Genomic DNA, 19,072 nt, shown 5'->3' with positions numbered 1-19,072 from the left:
GGCGTCAGGGCCGCTGCAGGGCCAGCGTGCCGCGCATGTGCTGGGCGTGCGCCGGGAACGAGCAATAGAAGGTGTACGACTGCCCGGCCGCCAGGCGGCTGACGGGGAAGGTAACGCTGGCGGTCTCGCCGCCGCCCAGCATCGGCGTGCGGGCCAGGATGCGGCCATCGCCCGGGGCCAGGAAATCATGCGCCGCGCCCGCCTTCATGCCGTCGACCATCACCGCGTCGATGTCTTCGGTCCGGGTCAGCACCCAGTTGTGGCCGGCCTTTTCCTTGCTGTTCTTGCCGGTATGGATCAGGCGCACCGTGAAGTCCTGGCAGGTGGCGGGCACCACGATGTGGGCGGGCGCGAACTTCTTGCCGGGCTGGCCTTCGACGTCGATGCTGCAGGCGGGCGCGGCGGCGTGGACGGCGCCGGCGGCCAGCAGGGCGGCGAGGGCGAACGGGTAGCGGGTGTGCATGGGAAGGCGTCTCCGGTGAAGGTAGGAGTCAGCTGCGCTTGAGGGCGCGGATGACGATGGTGAGAAAGAAGGGAATGCCGACCAGCGAGGTCACGATGCCGACCGGCACCAGCGCGCCGGGCAGCACGGTCTTGGAGGCGACGGAGGCCAGCGACAGGATCAGCGCGCCGGCCAGCGCGCTGCCGGGCAGGTAGTGGCGATGGTCCTCGCCCAGCAGCAGCCGGGCGATGTGAGGCGCCACCAGGCCGACGAAACCGATGGTGCCGACGAACGACACCGCCAGGGCCGCCAGCGCGCTGACGCGCAGCAGGCTCACCAGCCGCAGGCGCTTGACGTCGATGCCGAAACTGGCGGCGCGTTCCTCGCCCAGCCGCACCGCCGTCAGCTTCCAGGCGTCGCGCAGGGAATAGGGAAGCGCCAGGGCCAGCGCCACGGCCATCGCGCCGACGCTGGTCCAGTTGGCGCGCGCCAGGCTGCCCATGGTCCAGAAGACGATGCCTTGCAGCGCTTCCTCGCTGGCGATGAATTGCAGCAGCATCACCAGGGCCTGGAAGGCATACACCAAGGCAATGCCGAACAGCACCACGCCCAGCGTCGACCCGCCGCGCCAGCGCGCCACGCGTTCCAGCACCAGCACCGACACCAGCGTGCTGGCGAAGGCGGACAACGACACCACCATGCCCGGCGGCAAAGCCGGCAGGTGCCAGTCCAGCGTGATCGCCAGCGAGGCGCCGAACGCGGCGGCGGCCGACACGCCAAGCGTGTAGGGACTGGCCAGCGGGTTGTCGAGCATGGTCTGCATCTCGGCGCCGCCCAGCCCCAGCGCCACGCCCACCAGCAATGCCATCAGCGCGTAGGGCAGGCGGAACTGCCAGACGATGACGCGGGTGCCGGCGTCGGCGCCGTCGGGATGCAGCAGTGTGCGCAGCAGATCGGCCGGCGCCAGGCCGGCCGGGCCGGTGGCGAGGTCGGCCAGCAGGCTGGCGACGATGAGCACGGCCAGCGCCAGCGCCAGCAGCAGGCGCCGCCTGCGGGTGCGGCGATAGTGGGCGACGGGATCGTCCGGCATGCCGTCGGCGGCCAGGATGGTGGCGGGGGTCTGCATGGGAAGAGCCGGTCAGCGGGCGGCGGGCGCGGTCCAGTAGGTGCCGGCGCCGTCCAGGTCGAGGAAGTCGCGGTACAGCGTGTCGAGCGTGGCGCGCGGATCGAGCGCGGCGGCGCGTTCCGGATACAGCCACTTGGCCATGGCTTCCACCGCCGCCACGTTGTAGGGCGAGTTGTAGAACGCGTGCCAGATGCCGAAGGCGCGGCCGCGCTTGACCGCCTCCAGGTCGCGGATGCCGTCGCGTTGCAGCAAGGCGGACAGGCTGGTGGCGGAGACATCTGCGGCGGCGCCCGGTCCGACCAGCAGGCCCGGGCGGCCGGGTTCGGAGCGGCTGCCGGTGGCGATGTAGACCCGCGGCTGTGACTGCAACAGAAATTCCATGCTGACGTCGCCGATCGCGCCCGGCAGCACCGGCGCCGCCACGTTCACGCCGCCGGCGGCCTGCAGCAGGTCGCCGAAGCTGCCGTTGCCGGTGGTGTGGCAGCACGCCGGCCAGACGCCGGCCAGCATTTCCACGAATACGCGCGGCCGCTCGGCCTGCGGCACGGGTTGCACCAGGTCGCGCACCTTGGCCATGTGCGATTCATAGAATGCAATGTAGCGCTCGGCCTGTTCCTGGCGGTCGAGCGCCTGGCCCAGGATGCGCAGGCTGGGAACGGTGTTTTGCACCGGATGCTGGCGGAAGTCGATGAAGACGATGGGAATGCCGGCCTGCTGCAACGACGCGATCATGGGATTGTTGCGGCCCGGGCCGTGGCCGCTCAGGCTGAATACCGCCACGTCGGGCCTGAGCGCGACGATTTTTTCGGGACTGACGCTGGCTTCCGAGGTGGTGCCGATCAGCGGCACCTGGGCAGCCTTCGGGAAGCGCTTGACCAGCTGTTGCCAGGAGTAGGGGTCCTGCTGCTTGAGTTCGCCCTGCCAGCCGACCACGCGGGCCACCGGATCGGCGCGGTCCAGCAAGGCCATGGCGAAGACGAAGCGGCCTTCGCCCAGCAGCACCCGCCGCGGATGGTCGGGCACGGTCACGACGCGCCCGGCCAGGTCGGTCACCTGGCGGGCCTGGGCGCCGGCGACGGCGCAGAGCAGGGCGGCGCCAGCCAGCGCCGCGCGGAACACGAATTTCAAACGCATGGAGAATCCCGATCCAGTGACCCTGGACGCGTCCGCGGGCTTGCGGGTAACGCGAACCATTCACATCGGCGGACAGTCTCCGCCATCGGGGTTCAAGATTTCGTTAAGACGCGGCGGCCCGTGGCCGCGGCCGCTGCCGGGCGCCGGCCGCGCTTACAATCTGAGATTGATTTCCATTCCCGCCCGATCCGACATGCGCGTTCTTGTCATCGAAGACGATCCCGATATCCTGGCCAACATCACGCATCACCTGACGCGCCGCGGCTATATCGTCGATTGCGCGGAGGACGGGCTGCGCGGCTATGCGATGGCCGCTGAAGGCGGCTTCGACCTGATCGTGCTCGACCTGATGCTGCCGCGGCTGGATGGCTACGACCTGTGCCGCCAACTGCGCGCCGAAGCCGGCTGCGGCACGCCGATCATCATGGTCACCGCGCGCGACACGCTCGACAACCGCTTGGCCGGCTTCGACGCGGGCGCCGACGACTACCTGGTCAAGCCCTTCGCGCTGGCCGAACTGGCGGCGCGCGTCAAGGCGCTGCTGCACCGCGCCAGCGGCGCCGGCGCGGCGCGCGTGTTGCGGGTGGGCGACCTGACGCTGGATACCGGCACCCTGGCGCTGGCGCGCGCCGGGCAGGCGCTGCGCCTGCCGCCGTCGCCACTGCAGCTGTTGATGCTGTTGATGCGCGCCAGCCCCGCGGTGGTCCATCGTGGCCGGCTCGAAGAGGCCCTGTGGCGCGATTCCCCGCCCGATAGCGACAGCCTGCGCACCCATATCCACCAGATCCGCCAGGTGGTCGACAAGCCGTTCGACGCGCCGCTGCTGCACACGGTGCACGGCATCGGCTACCAATTGCGGGCGGCCGGCGATGCGTAGCGCGCGGCGCGGCCTGGCGCGCTACCTGGTGCGCACGTACCTGTTGCTGGCGCTGCTGGTCGGCGGCGTGCTGACCTGGGTGTCGATCTGGAGCGTGAACACGCTCGAAGTCCACTTGCAGCGCATCGACATGGGCATGGCGGTGGAACGGGTGCGCGGCGACTTCCTGGCGGGCATCGACCCGGGCCGGCCGCATCGGTTCTTCCATGGCGAACCGGGCGGATCGGCGTTCCCGCAATGGTTGCGGGGCCTGGCGCCGGGCTTCCACAAGATCGAGCGCGAGGGCCGAATCTGGCACGTCATGGTGGACGACAAGGACGGCCAGCGCTACATGCTGCTGCGCGACTACACCGAGTACGAACACAACCAGTCCGCGTCGCACTGGACCGTGGTCAGCGGCCTGGCCGGCGGGCTGGCGCTGGCCTTCGTGCTGGGCACCCTGGCCACGCGGCGCATGCTGCGGCCCTTGGCCAGGCTGGCGGCGCAGGTCACGGCGCGCGGCGCGCAGCCGCCGCAGACCCGCCTGGCCGAGGACTACCCCCCTGACGAGATCGGCCGGTTGGCGGCCGCCTTCGACGCCACCTACAACCAGCTCGAGCAGGCGCTGCGGCGCGAACAGCTGTTCACCGCCGACGTTGGCCACGAATTGCGCACGCCGCTGATGGTGATTTCCAGTTCCTGCGAACTGCTGTTGGAAGAGCCGGGACTGGATGCCGACGACAATGCGCGCTTGCGGCGCATCGCGGCGGCCGCGGCCGACATGGGAGAACGGCTCGATACCTACCTGATGCTGGCGCGCGGGCGCGACGACGCGGGCCAGTTCGCGCGCGCCAGCGCCGATGAGGCCGCGCGCGAGCAACTCGCGGCCTGGAGCGCGGTGGCGCGGCGGCGCGGCATGTCGCTGACGCTGCAGGCCGCGGCGGGGCCGAGCTCGTCGAACGCGGCGGCCGGCGCGCCCGCCGATGTCTTCGACAGGGGCGCCGCCCCGGGCCCGAGCGGCGCCGACGGGATGACGCCGGCAATGGACCCGCCGCGCTTTCCGGCGCCGTTGCTGCGCGCGTTGCTGTCCAACCTGATCCGCAATTCGCTGCAATACGCCGGACCCGGCGCGCGCGTCACGATCAGCGCCGGCGCCCAATACCTGCAGGTGGCCGACGACGGTCCGGGCATTCCGGCGGAGCGGCAGCAGGCGGTCTTCAGCCCCTTTGTGCGCGGCACGCAGCCTGCCGCCGGCAACCTCGGGCTGGGCCTGTCCCTGGTGCAGCGCATCTGCGAGCACCAGGGTTGGCGGGTCTCGCTGCAATCGGCGCCGGGGCGGGGCAGCGTGTTCCGCGTCGACCTTGGCGCCACGGCTCGCTCCTGAAGATCACGGCGCGGCCCGCGGCCGGACGGCGTGGCAATGTCCGGCCGGGCGGGTGTGGCGTCAGGCGCCGAGCACGCCGTCGGTCATGCGCGGCAGCCCTAGCGGATTGCCGCGCTTGAGGCCATCGGGCAGCAGCGCGTCCGGCAGGTCCTGGTAGCAGACCGGACGCAGGAAGCGGCGGATGGCGGTGGCGCCGACCGAGGTCGAGGCGGGGCGCGAGGTGGCCGGGAAGGGGCCGCCGTGCACCATCGCGTGGCTCACCTCGACGCCGGTGGGATAGCCGTTGGCCAGGATCCGGCCGGCCTTGCGTTCCAGCACCGGCAGCAGGGCGCGCGCGGCTTCGATGTCGGCCTCGTCCACGAACAGGGTCGCGGTCAACTGGCCTTCCAGGTGTTCGGCCACCTGGCGCATCTGCGCGGCGTCGCGGCACGCCACCACCAGCGAGGCCGGGCCGAAGACTTCGGCCTCCAGTTCGGGCGAGGCCAGAAAGCGCGCGGCATCGGTGCCGAACACGGCGGGGCCGGCGGCATTGGCGGCCGGCCGCGAGGCTTCGCCGCGTCCCAGCGTGGCGACGCTGGCGTGGCCGGCCAGCGCCTGCTCGCCCTGCGAATAGGCGGCGAAGATGCCGGGGGTCAGCATGGTGGCGGCGCCCTTGGCCTGCACCGCCTGGCCGGCGGCCTGGCGGAAGCGTTCCAGCGCCGGGCCTTCGATGCCGACCACCAGGCCGGGATTGGTGCAGAACTGGCCCACGCCCAGCACCAGCGATTCGACGAAGCCCTTGGCGATGGTCTCGGCGCGCGCCTCCAGGGCGGCGGGCAGCAGGAACACCGGATTGATGCTGGACATCTCGGCATACACCGGGATCGGCACCGGCCGCGCGTTGGCGGCGGCCACCAGCGCCAGGCCGCCCCGGCGCGAACCGGTGAAGCCGATCGCGGTGATGGCGGGGTGGGTCGCCAGCGCCGTGCCGATCTCGTTGCCGGCGCCGAACAGCAGCGAGAACACGCCTTCGGGCAGGCCGTGCCTGGCCACCGCCTGCTGGATCACGCGGCCCACCATTTCGGCGGTGCCGGGGTGGGCGTTGTGGGCCTTGACGATGACCGGGCAGCCCGCCGCCAGCGCCGAGGCGGTATCGCCGCCCGCCACCGAGAACGCCAGCGGGAAGTTGCTGGCGCCGAACACGGCCACCGGCCCCAGCGGCACCTGCGCCAGGCGCAGGTCGGCGCGCGGCAGCGGCTGGCGCTCGGGCTGGGCGGGGTCGATGGCGGCGTCCAGGAAGTAGCCGTCGCGCACCACCCGCGCGAACAGGCGCAATTGGCCCACGGTGCGGCCGCGCTCGCCCTGCAGGCGGGCCAGCGGCAGGCCGGTTTCGAGATGGGTGCGCTCGATCAGCGCGTCGCCCAGCGCCAGGATGCCTTCGGCGATGCTCTCCAGGAATTGCGCGCGGGTTTCGAGCGGCGCGGCGCGGTAGGGGTCGAAGGCGGCGGCGGCCAGTTCGGCGGCGCGCGCCACGTCCTCGCCGTCGCCGGCGTGGAACGCCGGTTGCAGCGGTTCGCCGCGGGCCGGGTCGATGGCGTGCAGCGGCGCGCCCGCGCCTTTTACGGCCTGGGCGCCGATCAACATGTTGCCGGTCAAAGTCATGCAGTGTCTCCGAATGAAAACGCCCCCAGCGGGGGCGGGCGGGCGGCGCCGCGCCTGGTCTATTGGGGGCCCAGCTTGCGGATCAGCGCGTCGAGCATGGCCATTTCGTCGGGATGCAGGTCGGTCAGCGGCGCGCGCACCGGGCCCGCATCGTGGCCGACCAGCCTGGCGCCGGCCTTGACGATGCTGACCGCATAGCCGGCGCAGCGGTTGCGGATCTCGAGATACGGCAGGAAGAACTCGTCCAGCAGGCGGTTGGTGGTGTCGTGGTCGTGCGCGGCGACGGCGCGGTAGAACTGCATCGCGGTCCTGGGCACGAAGTTGAAGACGGCCGACGAGTAGACCGGCACGCCCAGCGCCTTGTAGGCCGCGGCGTAGACCTCGGCGGTGGGCAGGCCGCCCAGGTACGAGAAGCGGTCGCCGAGCTTGCGGCGGATGCGCACCATGGCCTCGATATCGCCGACGCCGTCCTTGAAGCCGACCAGGTTGGGGCAGCGCTCGGCCAGTTGGGCCAGGCTGTCGGCCGACAGGCGCGATTGGGCGCGGTTGTAGACGATGACGCCGATCTTGACGGCCTTGCAGACCTGCTCGACGTGGTCGGCGATGCCCTGTTGCGAGGCCTCGGTCAGGTAGTGGGGCAGCAGCAGCACGCCCTTGGCGCCGAGGCGCTCGGCCTCGCGGGCATAGGCGATGGCGACGCGGGTGGGGCCGCCTGCGCCGGCCAGGATCGGCACCTTGCCGGCGCAGGTGTCCACGGCGGTGCGGATGACATCCGAGTATTCGTCCGGCGCCAGCGAGAAGAACTCGCCGGTGCCGCCGGCGGCGAACAGGGCGGTGGCGCCGTAGGGCGCGAGCCATTCCAGCCGCCCGGCATAAGAGCGGGCGTTGAAATTGCCTTGCGCGTCGAAGTCGGTCACGGGGAAGGAGAGCAGGCCTTCCGAAACGATGGCCTTGAGTTCCTGCGGCGTGGTCATGGGCGGTATCCGTTGGTGGCGGACGCGCGGCAGCGGGGCCGCCGGGCTGTCATGTGTTGAATAGGTACGTCATCGTACAACATGATTTTCTCCGGCTCAAGCAAGATAAGACAGAATCGCTGAGGGCAGTGGCGGCGGGTACCTGGGGAAATCCGCAATGCGTGCCGTCCTCAGTCCATGGATAATCTCTCTAGTTGTACGATAACGTATAGGATGCCGCAGCCCGCGGCATTGTTTTCGAGGATGCTCCATGTCGTTCGCGCCCGCCCCAGCGCCCGTGCTGATCAGGATTCACCCGCAGGACAACGTCGCCATCGTCGCCAACGACGGCGGGCTGCCGGCGGGCACGGCGCTGCCGGACGGCCTGGTGCTGGCCGAAGCCGTGCCGCAGGGCCACAAGGTGGCGCTGCGCGACCTGGCGCCTGGCGAGCCGGTGCGCCGCTATGACGTCGTGGTCGGCTACGCGGCCCGGCACCTGCCGCGCGGCAGCTGGGTCAACGAACGGGTGACCACCATGCCCGCGGCCCGCGCGCTCGACGACCTGCCGGTGGGCACGCGCACGATCGCGCCGCCGGCGCCGCTCGAGGGCTACACCTTCGAGGGCTACCGCAACGCCGACGGCACGGTGGGCACGCGCAACATCCTGGCCATCAGCACCACCGTGCAATGCGTGCAGGGCGTGGTGGAACACGCGGTCGAGCGCATCCGCCGCGAGCTGCTGCCGCGCTATCCCAATGTCGACGGGGTGGTGGGTATCGAGCACACCTACGGCTGCGGCGTCGCCATCGACGCGCCGGGCGCGGCGGTGCCCGTGCGCACGCTGCACAACATTGCCCGCAATCCCAATTTCGGCGGCACCGCCATGGTGGTCAGCCTGGGCTGCGAGAAGCTGCAGCCCGAGCGCCTGCTGGCGCCGGGCGCGATCCCGATCCGCGCCGGGCAGGGCATGGCCGGCGGCGAAGGCGTCGACACCATCGTGCTGCAGGACGACGAACACGTCGGCTTCGAGTCCATGATCGCCAACATCATGCGCACCGCCGAGCGCCACCTGGAAAGGTTGGACCGCCGCCGCCGCGAGACCTGTCCCGTCTCCGATCTGGTGGTGGGCGTGCAGTGCGGCGGCAGCGACGCTTTCTCGGGCGTCACGGCCAATCCCGCGGTGGGCTTTGCGGCGGACCTGCTGGTGCGTGCCGGAGGCACCGTCATGTTCTCGGAAAACACCGAAGTGCGCGATGGCATCGACCAGTTGACCGCGCGCGCCGCCACCCCCGAAGTGGCCGCGGCGCTGGTGCGCGAGATGGCCTGGTACGACGATTACCTGCGGCGCGGCGGCGCCGACCGCAGCGCCAACACCAGCCCCGGCAACAAGAAGGGCGGCCTGTCCAACATCGTCGAAAAGGCCATGGGCTCGATCGTCAAGTCCGGCACCTGCAACATCGACGGCGTGCTGGCGCCGGGCGAGCGGCTGACCCGCAAGGGGCTGATCTTCGCGGCGACCCCGGCCAGCGACTTCATCTGCGGCACGCTGCAACTGGCGGCCGGTATGAACCTGCACATTTTCACCACCGGCCGCGGCACGCCCTACGGGCTGGCGCAGGTGCCGGTGATCAAGGTCGCCACCCGCAGCGACCTGGCGCGGCGCTGGCACGACCTGATGGACGTGGACGCCGGCCGCATCGCCACCGGCCAGGCCAGCATCGAAGAGGTGGGCTGGGAACTGTTCCGGCTGATGCTCGACGTGGCCAGCGGACGGCGCCAGAGCTGCGCGGAAAAACTCAAGCTGCACAACGCATTGGCGCTGTTCAATCCCGGTCCCGTGACCTGATTGCCGTCGCCGCTTTCAACGCAAGGCCATCGCCGAACATACCAAGAGGAGACCATCGATGGACCACAGCCCCCTGATGCTGGCCGGCCGGCGCCGGCTGCTGGGCGCCCTGGCGCTGGCGCCCGCCGGCCTGGCGCAGGCGCAATCCTTCGCCTTCACGCCGCAGCAACGCTACCCCGACCCGTCGGTGCGCATCCTGGACCCGGAGTTCTCGAAGTACCGCATCTACAGCAGCAGCGTGGAGCAGCTGGCCACCGGCTTTCGCTGGCTGGAGGGACCGGTGTGGGTGGGGGACGGGCGCTATCTGCTGTGTTCGGACATCCCCAATGACCGCATCATCCGCTGGGACGAGACCACCGGCGCCACCAGCGTGTTCCGCCAGCCCGCCAATTTCAGCAACGGGCTGGCGCGCGATCGCCAGGGGCGCCTGCTGGCCTGCGAGCACCTGACGCGCCGCGTCACGCGCACCGAGTACGACGGCGGCATCACAGTGCTGGCGGACCGCTACGCGGGCAAGCGCTTCAATTCGCCCAACGACATCGTGTGCCAGCGCAATGGCGCCATCTGGTTCACCGATCCGCCCTTCGGCATCGGCGGCCACTGGGAGGGCGACAAGGCCGAGCCCGAACTGCCGCATTCGGTGTATCGCATCGACGCGGACAGCGGCCGCGTCGAGCTGGCGCTGGACGACCTGGCCGGGCCCAACGGCCTGTGCTTTTCGCCGGACGAGCGCGTGCTCTACATCGTCGAATCGCGCCACCAGCCGGCGCGCGTGGTGTGGGCGTATGACGTCGGCGCGGATGGCAAGCTGTCGGGCAAGCGCAAGTTCATCGACGCGCAAGGTCCCGGCGCCATCGACGGCATCAAGTGCGACGAGCATGGCAACCTGTGGTGCGGCTGGGGCAGCAATGGCGCCGCCGACGCCAAGCCGGAGGAACTCGATGGCGTGATGGTCTTCAACCCGGGCGGCAAGCCGATCGGCCACATCCGCCTGCCCGAGCGCTGCGCCAACCTGTGCTTCGGCGGCGCCAAGCGCAACCGGCTGTTCATGGCGAGCAGCCATTCGCTCTACGCGCTCTACGTCGAGACGCGCGGGGCCCTCTGACACAAATACCACAACGGAGACAACATGGATTCGAACCGAAGGCAGTTATTGCTGGGCGCGGCGGCGCTGGGCGCGGCGCACTGGGCGCCGGCCTGGGCCCAGGCCGACGCATGGCCGACCCGGCCCGTGCGCATCGTGGTGCCATACCCGCCGGGCGGCTCGTCGGACATCATCGCGCGCGTGATTGCGCCGCGCCTGGCCGAGGCGCTCAGGCAGACGGTGGTGGTCGAGAACAAGCCGGGCGCCAACGGCAACCTGGGCGCGGGCATCGTGGTGCAATCGGCTCAGGAAGGCCATACGGTGCTGTTGTGCGACGTAGGCGCGCTGGCGATCAGCCCGTCGGTCTACACCAAGCTGTCGTTCGATCCGTCCAAGGACCTGCGCGCGGTCGGCATGCTGGCGTATTCGCCGCACGTGCTGGCGGTGCATCCCGACGTGCCCGCCAGGACCGTGCCGGAGCTGGTGGCGCTGTCGAAGAAACAGCGCCTGAATTTCGCCGTCACCGCGATCGGCAGCGCGCCGCACCTGGCGGCCGTGGCGGTGCAGCAGGCCACCGGCGCGCAATGGGAGTACGTGCCCTACAAGGGCGGTTCGCAGGCGGTCACCGACACCATAGGCGGCCAGACCCAGGTCATCATGAACGGGCTGCTGGCGACGCTGCCGCACATCAAGGGCGGCAAGCTGCGCGCGATCGCGATCTCCAAGAAGGAACGCATGCAGCTGGTGGCCGACATTCCGACCATCTCCGAGCAAGGCGTGGCCGGCTTCGAATCCGGAACCTGGCAGGGCGTGATGGCCCCCGCCGCCACGACCGACAAGACGGCCAACCTGCTGGCGACGCTGATGGGCCAGATCGTCAATCAGCCCGATGTGAAGTCACAGCTGAACGAGCAGGGCGCCGAGATCGTGGTGCGCGATCCGGCGCAACTGGCGCGGTTCTTCAACAGCGAGCGGGCGCGCTGGGCCAAGGTGGTGCAGAGCGCCGACATCCGGCTGGATTGATCCGGGCGGCCGGCGTGGCTGGCCCCCAAAAGACCGCGGACCGTGCGGCGCCAGGCGCCGCACGGTCCGTTTTTTTTCCTGGCGGGAAGTTCAGTCGGCGCTCTGGGTGTCCGACGGCGCCTGGGCCGGCGTGTCCACCGACGTATCGACTGAGGTGTCCACCGGCGTGTCCACGGCCGCATCGGCGGGCGCGGCAGCCTCGGCCTGCGCCGGCTTGGCGCCTTCGGCGGCCGGCTTGCCCTTGGCGGCATTGCCCTTGCCGCCACGGCCACCGCCCGCCTTGGCGTGACGGCGCGAGGCCATGCGCTTGGCGTGCTGCGCTTCGTTGGCGGTCACGGCGCCGTTGGGTTCGCCATTCAGGTCGACGCGCGCGGCGGATTCGACCATGCAATCCCAGTAGCGGCGGCCGTCACACCAGGTCTTGACGGCCTGCTTGATCTCGTCGGCGCTGAGCTGCAGGGTCTGGGCGTGTTGCACCAGGTCCTCCAGCACCCCCAGCTTGAGCGGCACCTTGGGCGCCGGCTTCTTGGGAAAGGCCTTGGGAAATTGCCGCTGCAGTCGCGAAATGGCGATCAGCACCGGATCGACCGCCGGCGCTTCGCGTCGTTCGCCGGCCGGCGCGCGCGCGGGCTTTTTCCGGGCGGCAGCCGCATCGCCGGCCGGACGCGCGGAGGGCTTGCGCGACCCCGCTTCGTTGGCGGCCGGACGGGCGGGTTTCTTCTTGGAAGCCGCCTCTTCGGGAGCCTGCTTCAACAGCAGTTCTCGGATTGCGGCGAGCTGTTCTAGACCCATGGTGTGCTGCGAATTCAAATGTTGAAACCGTGGAGCATAACAGTTGTGGCGTGTCGGATTGAAGTTGCGGGCGTCCGGCGGCCGTCGTAAGCTCGTCGGCACCATGGGGATGCACACGCCGGTTACGTTTACGCGCAGGTCTGCCGCCACCCGCCGCGCGCTGGTGTGGCTGGCGGCGGGGCTGCTGGTTTTCCAGTCGCTGGTGGCCGCCACGGCGCTCGGCGCGGCCCTGCCGGCGGCAGCCGGGCAGGGGGCCTCGTCTGTCATCCTCTGCACCGCCAGCGGCCCACGGGTGGTGGCGCTGGACGACGTGGACGCCTTAGCGGCCACGCCGGTCCAGGCCGCTGGCCACGTCTCCCCCCACGCCGCCGGCGGCACCTTGCCGCACTGCTGCGCCGCCAGTTGCGCCATGCTTGCCGGCGCCGGCCCGCCCGCGTTCGCGGGGCTGGCCTGGCGCCTGCCGCTGGAGCCGCCGGCCCTGCCGCGCGCCGCGCAAGCCGGGCCGTGCCCGCGGGGCGCCACGGCCTGGCTGCCGCAGCAATCGCGCGCGCCGCCGCGCGCGGCCTGATCCTTTGCGCCGGTCCCCGCGCACGCCCATTCCTGTGGCGGGCGACGCGGGCGCGCACCGGTCGTCGATACCCAAACCGTTCGTTTCGCGCGCGTCCGATCCGCTTTCGGCGCCCGCGCCATTCTTTTCGCGCGGCCGCGCGCCGCCGTCACTTTGGAGTCCGATCATGTTCAAACCCGCATTCATCGCCGCCACGCTCGTGCTCGCCCCGCAATGGGCCTGGGCCCACGCCCACCTGCAACGCGCCACGCCGGCCGACAAGGCCGAGGTGGCCGCGCCGTCTTCGGTGACGGCCACTTTCTCCGAAGGGTTGGAGCCCGCCTTTTCGTCGCTGACCGTGCTGGACACGGCCGGCAAGCAGGCCGTCGCGGCCAAGGCCGCGCCGGCGCCGGGTGATGACAAGACGCTGGTGTTGCCCGTGGCCACACCCTTGCCGGCGGGCGCCTACACCGTGAAATGGCAGGCCTTGTCCAAGGACGGCCACAAAACCAACGGTGCCTGGACGTTCACGGTCAAGCCCTGAAATGGACGCCTTGTGGGTCGTGTTCGCGCTGTGCCGGGCCGTCAGCGCCGGCGCGGCGGCGGTGCTGTTCGGCGCCAGCGCGATGCTGGCGCTGGGCGGCTCGCCGCGCCTGGGGGTGGCCGCCGAGACCGCGCTGCGGCCGGCCCTGCTGCGCATCGGCGCGGCGGGACTGGTGGCCACACTGTGCCTGTTGCCGTTGCAGGCCGCCAGCATCGCCGGCGACTGGCGGGCGATGCTGGACGGCGAGATGCTGGACACGGTCACCCTGCAGACCGGCTACGGCCAGGCCTGGGTGGTGCGCGCCCTGTGCGCGGCCGCCGTGCTGGGCGTGGCGCTGGGGCTGCGGCCGGGCCGGCCATCTTGGCTGGCGGGGCCGGCGGCCGTGGCATTGGCGCCGCTGGCATTCAGTGGCCACGCCGCGATGCACGAAGGCGGCTGGGGCCTGGCGCACACGGCCAGCGACTATCTGCACCTGTTGGCGGCCGCGTTCTGGCTGGGATCGCTGCCGGTGTTCATGTCGTGGCTGGCGGCCTGGCAACGTCCGCGGGATCGCGCCGAGGCCGCCCGCGCGCTGCTGCGCTTTTCCGCCTGGGGGCATGTCGCCGTGGCGGTCTTGCTGCTCAGCGGCGTGGCCAATGCGGCGCTGATCCTGGGGCCGGCATTGCCGGACGCGGGGTGGGACTATGTGCGCGTGCTGTTGCTCAAGATCGCGCTGGCGCTGGCGATGACCGGGCTGGCGCTGGCCAATCGCTATCGCTGGATCGCGCGCATCCGGGCCGAGCCGGCCCTGGCCCTGCATGCCATCCGGCGCAATACGATCTGGGAAATGCTGCTGGGCGCCGCGGTGATGGTCATCGTGGGCGGGTTGGGGTTGATGTCGCCGTCGTAGAGGGTGTCGTGAAAGGCGTCTTGAAGGCGTCTTGAAGGCCGTTCGCGCTGGCCGCCGTCATCCCGCCAGCACCAGCAACAACGCCAGCGCCAGCAGCAGGCCGAAGGCGGCCAGCGCGAACGGCAGCAGCTGCACGTACACGGGCCGCTCCTGGCCATGGCCGCGTGCCAGGCCGGCGGCGATGGACATGCGCACCGGCGAGAAGAACCCCATCGACGTACCGGACACGTGCAGCAGCGCCGCCGCCGCGGGCAGGCTCAGGCCGGCGTGCAGCGCCAGCGACAGCTGCGATGGCATGAAGAGGCTGTTGGGCGCGTTGCCGCTGTTGGCCAGGATGCCGAACGCGCCGGCCATGAGCGGCGTGATCAGCAGGGTCCAGTCGCCGAGGGCGCGGAACAGACCGTCGGCGTAGGCCTGCGAAATGCCGGCGCCCGCCAGCACTTCGGCCATCATCGCGAACAGGAATACCGAAAGCACCGCATGCCTGCCGGTGCGCCAGGCATGGCGCGCGTTGGCGGCCAGCAGGCCCGGCCGGCGGCGCATGGCCGCCATCAGCAGCGCGCCGCCGATCAGCCAACTGCCGGCATGCAGGAACGGCGCCCAGGCGGGCAGGTCGGCGTAGGGACTGAAACGCGCCAGCGAGGCCAGGCCCTGGTTCAGCGCCGGCACCAGGCGCGTGGCGACCAGGCAGGCGATCAGCACGATATACGGCAGCGCGCCGCGGGCGGCGGCCCGCAATTGCGCGCGGCCGGGCCGCCGGTCCAGCGCGAAGCGCAGCACGATCAGGGGGCCATAGGCGGCCAGCAAGGCGGTCTCGGGGCCCAGCAGCGCGGTGGCGGCCGTCAGCAGGGCCAGGCTGGCCAGCATCCAGGCCGTCTCGCGCCCGCGTTCGGCCATCGTCGCCGGCAGGCCGGCGCGCCGCGCCGTGGTCCAGAACAGCGCCAACCACACGCCCATCAGCAGGGCCACGGGCACCATGCCGTACAGGGCCAGCTGGGCCGGCGGCACGCGCGCATAGGCGGAGGCCAGCAGCGTGCCGCTGCCCATCGCGCCCCAGGGAATCAGGGTCTGGCTCAGCAGCGCGAAGACCATCAGTTCGCGCGGCTTGAAACCGAGCGGACGGATCAGCAGCACGGTGCCCAGCATGCCGACGCCGAAGCCGGTGGCCGATTCGGCGAACGGCCCCACCAGAAAACAGGCAAAGAACAGCAGGCGGCGGCGCGCCAGGGGATCGGCCGGCGCGCCGGCCGCGTCGGCGCCGGATGCGGCGCCAGCGGGCGTGGCGTCCCGCGCCGCCATCTGCCAGAACAGCAGGCCGCCCAGGATGTAGGGCGTGATGACCCCGCCGATCCAGAGGCCGCGCGACAGGGCCTGGCCCAGCGCGCCCGCGCCGAAGGCGCCGGGGGCCGCGAACAGCGCCACCGCAATGGCCGCCAGCAGCCCCAGCACGGCGGCCAGGGTGGTGTTGAGGCGGCCGCTGGCGATGGCGCCAATGACCACCAGCGCAGGCAGGGACCACAGCAGGTACATCATGGCGCGAGGCCCGCCTGGTCGGATGCGCGGCGGGCGCGGCGCGAGCCGGTTGCGTTGCGCGCCACGGCTCAGCAGGCCGCCGCGAAAGCGCGCAGGATGCCCAGCGCGTGCGGCGTGGGCGCCAGGGCGGCGCGCAGTGCGGTCACGTCATGGCCTTCGGCCGCCAGGAAGTCCTGGCGCCGCGCCAGGCACGCGTCCATCAGCCCGGCGGTGAATTCCGGATGGAACTGCACTGACAGCGCGCGCGGGCCGTAGCGCAGGATCTGGTGCGGATCGTGGGCGGTGCCGGCGAGCACGGTGGCGCCGGCCGGCGGCCGCAGCACGCTCTGCTCGTGCGTGAGATGGGCGGGAAAGCGCTCGGGCAACCCCGCCAGCAGCGGATCGGCCGCGGCGGCGGGCAGGCGCGCAACGGCGTGCAGCCCGATCTCGCGGCCGCGCGGGTGGTAATCGACCTCGCCGCCGAAAGCGTGAGCCATGAGCTGGTGGCCGTAGCAGATGCCCAGCAGCGGCAACTGCGCCGCCATGGCATCGCGCAGCCATTGCGCGGTGCGCTCGCTCCAGGGCTCGCGGTCGGTGACCATGGCCCACGAGCCCGTCAGCACCGCGCCGCGCAGCGTGGCCGGATCGGGCAGGGCCTCGCCGGCGGCCGGATGGATGACCGCCAGCGGCGTGCCGACGCCCGCCAGGGCCGCCGTGATCCAGTCGGCCTGTTCGCCATGGATGGCGCGCAGGTCTTCGGGCGGTCGGCCCATTTGCAGGATGGCTAGCGGTCGGTGAGGCATGGCGGTGGCGGTATCGGCGGCGCCCGGGTGGGGCCCCGCGCAATGATGAGGCCGCCGCGCCCATTCATCAATAGCCCGGGCCGGCTATCTGCTATGAGCGGGAATGATATCGGCCCGGGGCCGGCTGCCGGGCCATGGACGCGGCAGCCGGCCCTGTCCCGCATGGCCGGCCCGTCGTCTCACAGCGTGGCGGCCTCGCGCTCGCGGCGGGATGCGGACGCCGCCGCCACGGCGCGGTGCGCCGGCCGCGCCAGGCCCAGATGCTGGCGCAGCGTGGCGCCGCTGTATTCGGTGCGGAACAGGCCGCGGCGGCGCAGTTCCGGCAGCGCCAGCTCGATGAAGTCGTCCAGCCCGCCGGGCAGCCACGGCGACATGATGTTGAAGCCGTCCGCGCCGTCTTCCTCGAACCATTGCTGCAACTGATCGGCCACGCTTTGCGGCGTGCCGACCACCTGCTGGTGGCCGCGCGCCCCGGCGATGCGCAGGTAGAGCTGGCGGATCGTCAGGTTGTCGCGCCGCGCCAGGTCGATCAGCAATTGCTGGCGGCTCTTGCCGCCGTTGGTCTCCGGAATGTCGGGCAGGGGGCCGTCTACCGGATACCCCGACAGGTCGAAGCCGCCGATCATGTTGGACAGCAACTGCACCCCGACGACCGGATGGATCAGGTCCTGCAGGCGCGCGAACTTGTCCTCGGCTTCGGCCTGGCTGCGGCCGATCACGGGGAAGATGCCGGGCATGATCTTGATGTCGTCGGGATCGCGGCCGTATTCAACGGCGCGGCCCTTGATGTCGCGGTAGAAGGCGCGGGCCTCGTCGAAGGTCTGGTGCGCCACGAAGATGACCTCGGCGGTGCGCGCCGCCAGGTCGCGCCCGGCGGGCGAGGCGCCAGCCTGCACCACCACCGGGCGGCCCTGCGGCGAACGCGACACGTTCAACGGCCCGCGCACCGAGAAATGCTCGCCGCGATGGCGCAGCGGATGCAGCTTGGCGGGGTCGAAATACTGGCCGCTGTGCTTGTCGCGCAGGAAGGCGTCGTCCTCCCAGCTGTCCCACAGGCCCAGCACCACGTCGTGGAACTCGGCGGCGCGGGCATAGCGGCGGGCGTGCTCGACGTGCTCGTCCAGGTTGAAGTTCTGCGCCTCGCCCTGGCCGCTGGAAGTGACCAGGTTCCAGCCCGAGCGGCCGCCGCTGATGTGGTCGAGCGAGGCGAACTTGCGCGCCACGTGGTACGGCTCGTTGTAGGTGGTCGAAACCGTGGCGATCAGGCCGATTTTCTCGGTCACGGCGGCCAGCGCCGACAGCAGCGTCAGCGGCTCGAAGTGGTCGCTGCGCGCGGTGCGCGACAGCGACGCCAGGTCGGTGTTGCGCACGCCGACCGAGTCGGCCAGGAAGATGGCGTCGAACTTGGCGGCCTCGGCGCGACGCGCCAGCTCGGCGTAATGGCGGAAATTGACCGGCGCGTCGGCCTGGGCGTCGGGATGGCGCCACGCGGCGATGTGGTGGCCGGTCTGCATCAGAAAGGCGCCGAGCTTGATCTGGCGCGGGGAACGGGTCATGGGGATGACTCCAGCAATGGGGTGGATGGCAACGTAGCCGGGAAGCGGAACGGGGATCTCACCAGGCCATGCGCAGCGAGGCCAGGGACGGCAGCGCGGGCACGCCGGCGGCCGCGTCGGCGCCCAGCGGCGGGCTGTCGTCGGCCGGTGCGCCGTCCGGCTCCAGGAAGTCGGACAGCACGTCGTCGCGCAGGCGGATGAAGCGCGGGTCGCTGCGGTTGCGGGCATGCGGCAGCGGCACGTCGACGACGCGGCGGATGCGCCCCGGGCGCGGCTGCATGATGACCACCCTGTCTCCCAGGTAGACCGCTTCCTCGACGTCGTGCGTCACCAGGATCATGGTGATGCGCTCTTTCTGCCAGATGCGCTGCAACTCGGTCTGCAGCCGGGCGCGGGTCAGCGCGTCGAGCGCGCCGAAGGGTTCGTCCAGCAGCAGCACGCGCGGCCGGTTGACCAGGCCGCGGGCGATCGCCACGCGCTGCGCCATGCCGCCGGAGATCTGGTGCGGGTACGACTGCTCGAAGCCCTCCAGTCCCACCAGAGCAACGTGCTCGGCCACGCGGTCGCGCTTTTCGCTGGTGGAGATGGCGGCGTTGCGCAGCCCCACGGCGATGTTCTGCGCCACCGTCAGCCACGGGAACAGGCGGTGGTCCTGGAACACGATGCCGCGTTCCGGGCCGGTGCCGCGCACCGGTTCGCCGCCCAGGGTGATGGCGCCCTCATAGGTGTCGTCCAGCCCCAGGATCAGGCGCAGCAGGGTGGACTTGCCGCAGCCGCTGGCGCCGACGATGGAAACGAACTGGCCGGCGGGGATCTCCAGGTCCACGCCCGTGAGCACCTGCAGCACGCCGCCTTCGGCCTGGGCGCTGGGATAGCGCTTGCCGACCGCCTGTAGCGACAGGTCCAGCGAAGTATGTTGAGTCATGCCTGAGTCTTCCTG

The 19,072-nt window shown here is 71.2% G+C and carries 18 protein-coding genes; 8 read left to right on the top strand and 10 right to left on the bottom strand.

Annotated elements, in window-relative coordinates; genetic code table 11:
• Window positions 1–4: 4 nt before the first annotated feature.
• The 3 genes from azu to ACUTAG_RS30375 are packed head-to-tail and all read right to left on the bottom strand — an operon-like array spanning window position 5 to window position 2,702.
• Window positions 5–463 (bottom strand): azurin, encoded by a 459-nt coding sequence (azu, locus tag ACUTAG_RS30385; protein ID WP_006384188.1) that lies wholly within the window; start codon window positions 461–463, stop codon window positions 5–7.
• 28 nt (window positions 464–491) lie between these two features.
• Window positions 492–1,568, bottom strand: a complete 1,077-nt coding sequence (locus ACUTAG_RS30380) for a FecCD family ABC transporter permease (RefSeq protein ID WP_049055079.1) — start codon at window positions 1,566–1,568, stop codon at window positions 492–494.
• Between the two features lie 12 nt (window positions 1,569–1,580).
• A complete protein-coding gene (locus ACUTAG_RS30375; protein WP_148318921.1) occupies window positions 1,581–2,702 on the bottom strand; it encodes an ABC transporter substrate-binding protein in 1,122 nt (373 codons plus the stop codon).
• 193 nt (window positions 2,703–2,895) lie between these two features.
• Between ACUTAG_RS30375 and ACUTAG_RS30370 the strand changes: the two genes are divergently transcribed.
• The gene (locus ACUTAG_RS30370; RefSeq protein WP_026383057.1) at window positions 2,896–3,579 is read left to right on the top strand and encodes a response regulator transcription factor; all 684 of its coding nucleotides are present in this window, start codon (window positions 2,896–2,898) and stop codon (window positions 3,577–3,579) included.
• Window positions 3,572–4,942, top strand: coding sequence for a sensor histidine kinase (locus tag ACUTAG_RS30365; RefSeq protein ID WP_148318925.1), 1,371 nt, complete (start codon window positions 3,572–3,574; stop codon window positions 4,940–4,942). Before ACUTAG_RS30370 ends, ACUTAG_RS30365 begins: the two co-directional genes overlap by 8 nt.
• A 60-nt stretch (window positions 4,943–5,002) precedes the next feature.
• On the opposite strand, the gene ACUTAG_RS30360 is transcribed toward ACUTAG_RS30365, so the two are convergent.
• Together ACUTAG_RS30360 and kdgD are read right to left on the bottom strand one after the other, a co-directional pair.
• Entirely contained in the window at window positions 5,003–6,583 is a 1,581-nt protein-coding gene (locus tag ACUTAG_RS30360) for an aldehyde dehydrogenase (NADP(+)) (RefSeq protein WP_148318927.1), read from the bottom strand.
• Window positions 6,584–6,642: 59 nt separating this feature from the next.
• The gene (gene kdgD, locus ACUTAG_RS30355; protein ID WP_024068902.1) at window positions 6,643–7,557 is read right to left on the bottom strand and encodes a 5-dehydro-4-deoxyglucarate dehydratase; all 915 of its coding nucleotides are present in this window, start codon (window positions 7,555–7,557) and stop codon (window positions 6,643–6,645) included.
• 250 nt (window positions 7,558–7,807) lie between these two features.
• Between kdgD and garD the strand changes: the two genes are divergently transcribed.
• From garD to ACUTAG_RS30340, 3 genes are read left to right on the top strand one after another with little or no spacing between them, the layout of a single operon-like run.
• Window positions 7,808–9,382 (top strand): galactarate dehydratase, encoded by a 1,575-nt coding sequence (garD, locus tag ACUTAG_RS30350; RefSeq protein ID WP_148318929.1) that lies wholly within the window; start codon window positions 7,808–7,810, stop codon window positions 9,380–9,382.
• Window positions 9,383–9,440: 58 nt separating this feature from the next.
• Window positions 9,441–10,487: an SMP-30/gluconolactonase/LRE family protein gene (locus tag ACUTAG_RS30345; protein ID WP_148318931.1), complete on the top strand. Its 1,047-nt coding sequence runs from the start codon at window positions 9,441–9,443 to the stop codon at window positions 10,485–10,487.
• Window positions 10,488–10,511: 24 nt separating this feature from the next.
• Window positions 10,512–11,489 (top strand): Bug family tripartite tricarboxylate transporter substrate binding protein, encoded by a 978-nt coding sequence (locus ACUTAG_RS30340; protein WP_026383051.1) that lies wholly within the window; start codon window positions 10,512–10,514, stop codon window positions 11,487–11,489.
• 90 nt (window positions 11,490–11,579) lie between these two features.
• Here the strand turns inward: ACUTAG_RS30340 and ACUTAG_RS30335 are convergent, their stop codons facing one another.
• The gene (locus tag ACUTAG_RS30335; RefSeq protein ID WP_035199870.1) at window positions 11,580–12,281 is read right to left on the bottom strand and encodes a ProQ/FinO family protein; all 702 of its coding nucleotides are present in this window, start codon (window positions 12,279–12,281) and stop codon (window positions 11,580–11,582) included.
• Between the two features lie 109 nt (window positions 12,282–12,390).
• On the opposite strand from ACUTAG_RS30335, the gene ACUTAG_RS30330 reads away from it, so the two are divergent.
• The 3 genes from ACUTAG_RS30330 to copD all read left to right on the top strand — a co-directional run bounded on the left by ACUTAG_RS30330 (window position 12,391) and on the right by copD (window position 14,261).
• Window positions 12,391–12,849, top strand: a complete 459-nt coding sequence (locus ACUTAG_RS30330; RefSeq protein ID WP_038503564.1) for a hypothetical protein — start codon at window positions 12,391–12,393, stop codon at window positions 12,847–12,849.
• Between the two features lie 166 nt (window positions 12,850–13,015).
• Window positions 13,016–13,372: a copper homeostasis periplasmic binding protein CopC gene (gene copC, locus ACUTAG_RS30325; protein ID WP_024068896.1), complete on the top strand. Its 357-nt coding sequence runs from the start codon at window positions 13,016–13,018 to the stop codon at window positions 13,370–13,372.
• 1 nt (window position 13,373) lies between these two features.
• Window positions 13,374–14,261, top strand: coding sequence for a copper homeostasis membrane protein CopD (copD, locus tag ACUTAG_RS30320; RefSeq protein WP_148318933.1), 888 nt, complete (start codon window positions 13,374–13,376; stop codon window positions 14,259–14,261).
• A gap of 57 nt (window positions 14,262–14,318) precedes the next feature.
• Here copD and ACUTAG_RS30315 read toward each other — a convergent pair whose 3' ends face one another.
• The 4 genes from ACUTAG_RS30315 to ACUTAG_RS30300 form a co-directional block, all read right to left on the bottom strand.
• Window positions 14,319–15,794: a hypothetical protein gene (locus ACUTAG_RS30315; protein ID WP_054517428.1), complete on the bottom strand. Its 1,476-nt coding sequence runs from the start codon at window positions 15,792–15,794 to the stop codon at window positions 14,319–14,321.
• 68 nt (window positions 15,795–15,862) lie between these two features.
• Window positions 15,863–16,576, bottom strand: coding sequence for a glutamine amidotransferase (locus ACUTAG_RS30310; protein WP_026385050.1), 714 nt, complete (start codon window positions 16,574–16,576; stop codon window positions 15,863–15,865).
• 179 nt (window positions 16,577–16,755) lie between these two features.
• Entirely contained in the window at window positions 16,756–18,132 is a 1,377-nt protein-coding gene (locus tag ACUTAG_RS30305) for an LLM class flavin-dependent oxidoreductase (RefSeq protein ID WP_026385049.1), read from the bottom strand.
• Window positions 18,133–18,190: 58 nt separating this feature from the next.
• On the bottom strand, window positions 18,191–19,057 hold the full coding sequence (locus ACUTAG_RS30300; protein ID WP_020927742.1) for an ABC transporter ATP-binding protein: 867 nt from the start codon (window positions 19,055–19,057) through the stop codon (window positions 18,191–18,193).
• Window positions 19,058–19,072: the final 15 nt, after the last annotated feature.

It is taken from the genome of Achromobacter sp. CSND-B12, from assembly GCF_052906545.1.
Note: the sequence above shows the minus strand (reverse complement) of the source record. Positions and strands in the feature narration are given on the sequence as shown.

What these genes read in the sequence shown, in the direction of transcription:
- azu (WP_006384188.1), bottom strand. Translation starts at nt 463, where the DNA reads ATGCACACCCGCTACCCGTTCGCCCTCGCCGCCCTGCTGGCCGCCGGC.
- ACUTAG_RS30380 (WP_049055079.1), bottom strand. Translation starts at nt 1,568, where the DNA reads ATGCAGACCCCCGCCACCATCCTGGCCGCCGACGGCATGCCGGACGAT.
- ACUTAG_RS30375 (WP_148318921.1), bottom strand. Translation starts at nt 2,702, where the DNA reads ATGCGTTTGAAATTCGTGTTCCGCGCGGCGCTGGCTGGCGCCGCCCTG.
- ACUTAG_RS30370 (WP_026383057.1), top strand. Translation starts at nt 2,896, where the DNA reads ATGCGCGTTCTTGTCATCGAAGACGATCCCGATATCCTGGCCAACATC.
- ACUTAG_RS30365 (WP_148318925.1), top strand. Translation starts at nt 3,572, where the DNA reads ATGCGTAGCGCGCGGCGCGGCCTGGCGCGCTACCTGGTGCGCACGTAC.
- ACUTAG_RS30360 (WP_148318927.1), bottom strand. Translation starts at nt 6,583, where the DNA reads ATGACTTTGACCGGCAACATGTTGATCGGCGCCCAGGCCGTAAAAGGC.
- kdgD (WP_024068902.1), bottom strand. Translation starts at nt 7,557, where the DNA reads ATGACCACGCCGCAGGAACTCAAGGCCATCGTTTCGGAAGGCCTGCTC.
- garD (WP_148318929.1), top strand. Translation starts at nt 7,808, where the DNA reads ATGTCGTTCGCGCCCGCCCCAGCGCCCGTGCTGATCAGGATTCACCCG.
- ACUTAG_RS30345 (WP_148318931.1), top strand. Translation starts at nt 9,441, where the DNA reads ATGGACCACAGCCCCCTGATGCTGGCCGGCCGGCGCCGGCTGCTGGGC.
- ACUTAG_RS30340 (WP_026383051.1), top strand. Translation starts at nt 10,512, where the DNA reads ATGGATTCGAACCGAAGGCAGTTATTGCTGGGCGCGGCGGCGCTGGGC.
- ACUTAG_RS30335 (WP_035199870.1), bottom strand. Translation starts at nt 12,281, where the DNA reads ATGGGTCTAGAACAGCTCGCCGCAATCCGAGAACTGCTGTTGAAGCAG.
- ACUTAG_RS30330 (WP_038503564.1), top strand. Translation starts at nt 12,391, where the DNA reads ATGCACACGCCGGTTACGTTTACGCGCAGGTCTGCCGCCACCCGCCGC.
- copC (WP_024068896.1), top strand. Translation starts at nt 13,016, where the DNA reads ATGTTCAAACCCGCATTCATCGCCGCCACGCTCGTGCTCGCCCCGCAA.
- copD (WP_148318933.1), top strand. Translation starts at nt 13,374, where the DNA reads ATGGACGCCTTGTGGGTCGTGTTCGCGCTGTGCCGGGCCGTCAGCGCC.
- ACUTAG_RS30315 (WP_054517428.1), bottom strand. Translation starts at nt 15,794, where the DNA reads ATGATGTACCTGCTGTGGTCCCTGCCTGCGCTGGTGGTCATTGGCGCC.
- ACUTAG_RS30310 (WP_026385050.1), bottom strand. Translation starts at nt 16,576, where the DNA reads ATGCCTCACCGACCGCTAGCCATCCTGCAAATGGGCCGACCGCCCGAA.
- ACUTAG_RS30305 (WP_026385049.1), bottom strand. Translation starts at nt 18,132, where the DNA reads ATGACCCGTTCCCCGCGCCAGATCAAGCTCGGCGCCTTTCTGATGCAG.
- ACUTAG_RS30300 (WP_020927742.1), bottom strand. Translation starts at nt 19,057, where the DNA reads ATGACTCAACATACTTCGCTGGACCTGTCGCTACAGGCGGTCGGCAAG.